Source organism: uncultured Thiodictyon sp., assembly GCA_903837595.1.
In the GTDB taxonomy this organism is placed as follows: domain Bacteria; phylum Pseudomonadota; class Gammaproteobacteria; order Chromatiales; family Chromatiaceae; genus Thiodictyon.
In genome coordinates, this window is the sequence record CAILVI010000130.1 from 21,819 (window position 1) to 27,906 (window position 6,088).

At 65.1% G+C, this 6,088-nt stretch carries 3 protein-coding genes; 2 read left to right on the forward strand and 1 reads right to left on the reverse strand.

Annotation, left to right across the window (positions count from 1 at the left end):
• Positions 1-604: 604 nt before the first annotated feature.
• The gene (locus tag QZY44_RS06920; RefSeq protein WP_295444108.1) at positions 605-1,360 is read left to right on the forward strand and encodes a lytic transglycosylase domain-containing protein; all 756 of its coding nucleotides are present in this window, start codon (positions 605-607) and stop codon (positions 1,358-1,360) included.
• On the opposite strand, the gene QZY44_RS06925 is transcribed toward QZY44_RS06920, so the two are convergent.
• Positions 1,357-2,133, reverse strand: a complete 777-nt coding sequence (locus QZY44_RS06925) for a DUF3050 domain-containing protein (RefSeq protein WP_295444111.1) — start codon at positions 2,131-2,133, stop codon at positions 1,357-1,359. The two genes, QZY44_RS06920 and QZY44_RS06925, sit on opposite strands and share 4 nt — an antisense overlap.
• Before the next feature lie 189 nt (positions 2,134-2,322).
• On the opposite strand from QZY44_RS06925, the gene dnaE reads away from it, so the two are divergent.
• On the forward strand, positions 2,323-5,934 hold the full coding sequence (gene dnaE, locus QZY44_RS06930) for a DNA polymerase III subunit alpha (protein WP_295444114.1): 3,612 nt from the start codon (positions 2,323-2,325) through the stop codon (positions 5,932-5,934).
• Positions 5,935-6,088: the final 154 nt, after the last annotated feature.

Consider the following 6,088-nt stretch of genomic DNA (forward strand, 5'->3'; position numbering starts at 1 on the left):
GATAGTGCAGGGCGATTATAGGCAGGGCGATCGGAAACGCAATAACAATATTCTCTCGGGCGACAGCCGGTCGTTGGTTGTTGCACCACACTAAGTGGCAAATATAACCTTATCAAAAATCTCTGGAATCAATGAGCGCCCCGGCACGACTTGATTGGGCATGCGATGTGTTCCAAAGTCTCGGTGTCGCGCTTTTCTACAATCGGTGCTAAGGTTCACACATGACTCCTGACGTCGGGATCATTGGTCATGAGCCACTCAGCGACGCTTTCCTGAAGCTCAATCGCTACCGGCTCGCCAGACGGGTGCCGGACACGGGTCAGTGCATGCTGGTAGACAGGGAGTGTGTGGAGCTGTTCTTCGGGGAGGTGAGCGTCGCCAGCCTGCCGGGCGTCGGGGTGCCCGCGGGAGGGCGAGTGGACGCGGGTGGTGGTGTGGGACCTGGAGCGGGCGATGTGCGAACTGGGTCGCGGACCGCTCACCCCCGCCACGCTCATGATCGCCGTCCAATGGTTGGTCTTGAACCGACACCGCGTGCGTGACTCATGGGTGGAGTCGGCGGGCGGACCGATGTGAGTCCTTGTTGTTAAAGGGGTATGTAGACATGCCGAGGGTCATGCCGGTACTGATGATCGCGGCGTCGGCGCTGCTGCTGGCCGATGCCCGGGCGGACGTCTACAAATATGTCGACGCCAAGGGCAACACCTATTTCACGGATGCCCCGCTGACCGACTCCAAGTATCGGCTCACCTGGAAGCGGGAGTCGACGCCGGTCGTCGTTAACAATCGCCAACGCGTGATCAGCGAGAATCGCCAGCGTCTGGCCAATCTCGGTCTGCGTCTCGGTCCAGCGGTCGGTCGTGGTCCCGCGGGCGTCGCTGCCCTGAGTCTCAAACCGGCGACGGCCCGCCTTGCTCCGGCGTTTGCTTCAGCGCCCGCAACGGATCAGTCCCTTACCACCCGGCGTGCGCGCTTCGAGCGGATCATCAATGCCTATGCCCAGGTTTATGGCCTGAGTCCGCAGTTGCTGCATGCCGTGATCCGCACCGAGTCGGCCTACAACCACGAGGCCGTCTCCCGGGCGGGTGCCGAGGGGCTGATGCAACTGATGCCGGACACCGCCGCGCGCTACGGCGTCAAGGACTCTTTCAACCCAGTGGAAAACATCCGCGGCGGGGCGGCCTATCTGCACGATTTGCTCAAGATGTTCGGCCAGGACATGCGACTGGCCCTGGCTGGCTACAACGCCGGTGAGAACGCCGTGATCCGCAACGGCAATCAGATCCCGCCCTATGCCGAGACCCAGAACTATGTCCGCAAGGTGCTCCAGTACCTGTGGACGGAGCAGGCTGGCGGCTAGCGGCGGCCGGTTTCGATCGCCTCCAGCACCCCGTCCCACAGGCGCAGCCGGGCACAGAGTGCCTCCTCCCCGGCGGTTTCCGCCTCCCCAAGGCGCACCGCGTCGTTGTCACACAGATAGTCCAGCAGTCGCAGTGCCAGGGGACCTTGGCCGTTCTCGTCCAGGTGGAGGTGACGGTTCAAATAATAGTGAAAGGACGGGGCCTGGTCCGGGGTCAGTGCCATGTGGGTCAGGAATTGCCGGAACATGCCGGGGATCAGGTGCTCGCGTCCCATCACCAGGGCGGCGGCGACCTCGTGTGGCTTGTTCTCACGGATGAAGCCGAAGGTGGTCTCGCTGAAATAGCGGGCCGGCACGGGCACCAGGTCGGAGTAGAGTGCCTGGTCGACACCGCGTTCGGCGACCAGGGCGAGGAAACGCTTGGGATTCTCACCGTCGGCACCAACCTCGTTCATCGCCTGGCAGTAGTACTCGAATTGGCTCGCGTAGCGGACCCCGCCATCGCGTGTCGGAGCGCTATCCGATTCCTGCTCCAGGACCAACTGATTGATGCAGTGCCGCAGTGCCGGGTCTCCCTGAGGCATCCAAGGGACTTGCACCGGCGCCAGGTGTCCCTGCAGGTACTTGATCAGAGACATCAGGTCCCAGACCGAAAAAACATGATGGCTCATGAAGATCCGCAGGTCCCGCCGCTCGCGGATGGCGCTGTAGATGGGATGGGCGTTAAGTTGGTCCTGCAAGGGGCGCAGTTGTTGCAGGTTCGGTGCGGCCATGGTTGGGGTTCCTCGTTAGGCGGTCGATCGCCGGCGGTCAGCGGCCCACTATACGGTTTAGCGGGCGGAAAACCAGCCGGGACTCACGGCCCCCGGACGCTGCTGAGACTCCCGCCCCCTCATCTTGGTAAACTCCCGCCCCCGACCTGCGACCGCGACGCCCTCATCCCACACCACAGCCGAGCCCCCATGGACCCCCGCTTCATCCACCTGCACCTGCACACGGAATATTCACTGGTCGATGGCCTGGTAGGGGTCAAACCCCTGGTCAAGGCGGCCCGCAAGGCCGGGATGCCGGCGGTGGCGATCACCGACCAGTGCAATTTTTTCGCCTTGGTGCGTTTCTACAAGGCCGCGCTCAATGCCGGCATTAAGCCCATCGCGGGGGCGGACCTGTGGGTGAAGAACCCCGCGGACCCCAACAAGCCGCACCGGCTGGTGCTGCTGGTGCAGGACAAACAGGGCTACGGCAACCTGACCCGGTTGATTTCGCGAGCCTATGTCGAGGGCCAGTACCTGGGCGTGCCCCAGGTGGAACGCGACTGGATCGCGGCGGCTCCCGAGGGCTTGATCGCACTCTCCGGCGGCCCCCAGGGAGACGTGGCATCCGCCCTGCTGGCGGGGAACCGCATGGGCGCCGAGTACCTGCTGGATCAGTGGCTCGCCGTCTTCGGCGATCGCTATTACCTTGAGCTGATCCGCACCGGGCGTGAGCAGGAGGCGGAGTTGGTCGAGCAGAGCGTGGCCCTGGCGCTGGTCAAGGGCGTGCCGGTGGTGGCGACCAACGACGTGCGCTTCATCAAACGCGACGACTTCGAGGCCCACGAGGTGCGGGTCTGCATCCACGAGGGCCGTACCCTGGACGACCCGCGGCGCCCACGCATCTTCAGTGAGGAGCAGTACCTGCGCACCCCCGAGGAGATGGTGGAGCTCTTCGCCGACTGTCCGGAAGCGCTGGAGAACTCGGTGGAGATCGCCAAGCGCTGCAACCTGGAGCTGGAGCTGGGGAAGAACTATCTGCCGGACTTCCCGGTGCCGGCCGGCATGACCATGGACGAGTTCTTCCGCGCGGAGTCCGAGGCGGGCCTCAACCACCGCTTCGAACGGGGCCTGTTACGGGCGGTGGCGGATCAGGAGGATCGCCGTCGGCTCTACGCCGAGCGCTTGGACCTGGAGCTCGGGGTCATCTGCCAGATGGGCTTCCCCGGTTACTTCCTGATCGTCGCGGACTTTATCGCCTGGGCCAAGCGCAATGGCATCCCGGTGGGGCCGGGGCGCGGCTCGGGCGCCGGATCCTTGGTCGCCTATGCGCTCGGGATCACGGATCTCGACCCCATCCAGCACGACCTGCTGTTCGAGCGCTTCCTGAATCCCGAGCGCGTCTCCATGCCCGACTTCGACGTCGACTTCTGCATGGAGGGCCGCGACCGGGTCATCGACTATGTGGCCGACCGCTATGGGCGCGAGGCGGTCTCCCAGATCATCACTTTCGGCTCCATGGCGGCCAAGGCGGTGGTGCGCGACGTCGGTCGGGTGATGGGGCACCCCTATGGCTTTGTCGACCGGGTGGCCAAGATGGTCCCCTTCGAACTCGGCATGACGCTGGAGAAGGCGCTGACCGACAGCGAGGACCTGAAGGCGGCCTACGAGGACGACGAGGAGGTCCATGCACTCATCGACATGGGGCGCAAGCTCGAGGGCTGCACCCGTAACGCCGGCAAGCATGCCGGGGGCGTGGTCATCGCCCCGACCCGGCTGACCGACTTCGCGCCGCTGTATTGCGAGCCGGGCGGGGTCAACCTGGTGACCCAGTTCGACAAGGACGACGTGGAGTCGGTGGGCCTGGTGAAGTTCGACTTCCTGGGTCTGCGCACACTCACCATCATCGATTGGGCGCTCAAGACCATCAACGCCCGGCTGCCGGCCGGTGCCGAACCCATCGATATCGAACAGATCGACCCGGCCGACCCCGAGTCCTTTGCACTGCTCAAGCGCTGCGAGACCACCGCCGTCTTCCAGCTCGAATCGCGCGGCATGAAGGAGCTGATCAAAAAGCTCCAGCCCGACTCCTTCGGCGACATCACGGCCCTGGTCGCCCTGTTTCGCCCCGGACCGCTGCAATCCGGCATGGTGGACGACTTCATCAACCGCAAGCACGGGCGCGCCGATGTCGCCTATCCGCACCCGGACTTGGAGCCGGTGTTGGCACCCACCTACGGCATCATCCTCTACCAGGAACAGGTGATGCAGATCGCCCAGGTTCTGGCCGGCTACTCGCTGGGCGGGGCGGATCTCTTGCGCCGCGCCATGGGCAAGAAGAAGGCCGAGGAGATGGCCCAGCAGCGGGCCATCTTCCAGGAGGGCGCCGAGGGCCGCGGGGTGGACCGCGGGATTGCCGCGCACATCTTCGATCTGATGGAGAAGTTCGCCGGTTATGGGTTCAATAAGTCACACAGTGCCGCCTATGCACTGGTGAGCTATCAGACCCTGTGGCTCAAGACCCACTACCCGGCCGCCTTCATGGCCGCCGTGCTCTCCGCGGATATGGACAATACCGATAAGGTGGTCACACTCATTGAAGAGTGTCGCTTGATGAAGTTGGAGGTGCGGCCGCCGGCGGTCAACCGCTCGGAGTATCAGTTCACCATCGACGGGCCAGACACCGTGGTCTATGGGCTGGGGGCCATCAAGGGGGTCGGCGAGGGGGCGATCGAGGCCATGCTCCAGGCGCGGCGCACCGGCGGCCCTTTCCGTGATATCTGGGAGTTCTGTCGGCGCATCGACCTGCACAAGGCCAACCGCCGCGTGCTGGAGGGGATGATCCGTGCCGGGGCCTTGGACGGGCTGGCGCCAAATCGCGCCACCCTGATGGCCCAGTTGCCGCTGGCGCTCAAGTTTGCCGAGCAGCACCGGGCCACCCAGGCGGCCGGCCAGTTCGACCTGTTCGGTGACCTGCTGGACACCGGCGAGCAGGCCCACGCGGCGCCGGACCCGCAGATTGCATCCGAAACGCGTGAGGACTGGGACGACGAACAGCGCCTGGCCGGCGAGCGCGAGACCCTGGGGCTGTATCTGACTGGCCATCCGATCGACCGCTATACCGGTGAGATCGATGCCATGGTGGGCGCGAGCAACCGTATCGCCCGTCTCAAGGAGACCGAGCGAGATCCCGCGGATGCCGAGCAACGCTGGGACAGCAAGCGACGCGAGCGCGACCGTCGCACCATCGCCGGGCTGGTGGTTAGCGTGCGCCACGGCAAGACCCCGCGCGGGCGCATGGGCTCGGTGCTGCTGGACGACCGCACCGGGCGGATCGAGGTGACGGTCTTCTCCGAACTCTATGAGACCGCGCGCGCCCTGCTGGTCCCGGACCAGTTCATCACCGTGACCGGGTCATTGAGCTTCGACGACTTCCGCAACGATTGGACCTTCCGCGCCGAGGACGTGCGCACCTTCGAGCAGGCGCGCGAATCCCAGGCCGACCATCTGGCCCTGACCCTGGGGGCGCCCGGCGCCGGCCCGGCCTGCGACCCCGCCTTGGTCGATCAACTGCGGGCCATCATGGAGCCCTTCCGCGGGGGCGATCTGCGCATCCTCATGGATTATCAGCGCCCCGGGGTGCGCGCGCGCCTGCTCTGCGGAGACGCCTGGCGCGTGCAACCGCGCGATGCGCTACTCAAGCAACTGCGTCGACTGCTTGGTAATGAGGCGGTGACGGTGTGCTATCAGCGCGGCACCCTGCCGGCGATGCCGGCGGAGGCGGAAAAGCCAAAGGCGGCGCGCTTGACGGTGGTCAGGTAGGAGCGGCCCCCAGGCCGCGACGGGTTGCCGCCAGGACGGTGCTCGCAATGGTGTACCTGAAGTTTCCTACTTTTGATCTGGGGCCTTGACCGTCATTCCGGCGATGCTATTCCCGGCTCCTGTCCTTGAGCGCATGGGCTGCACATCGGTGCAC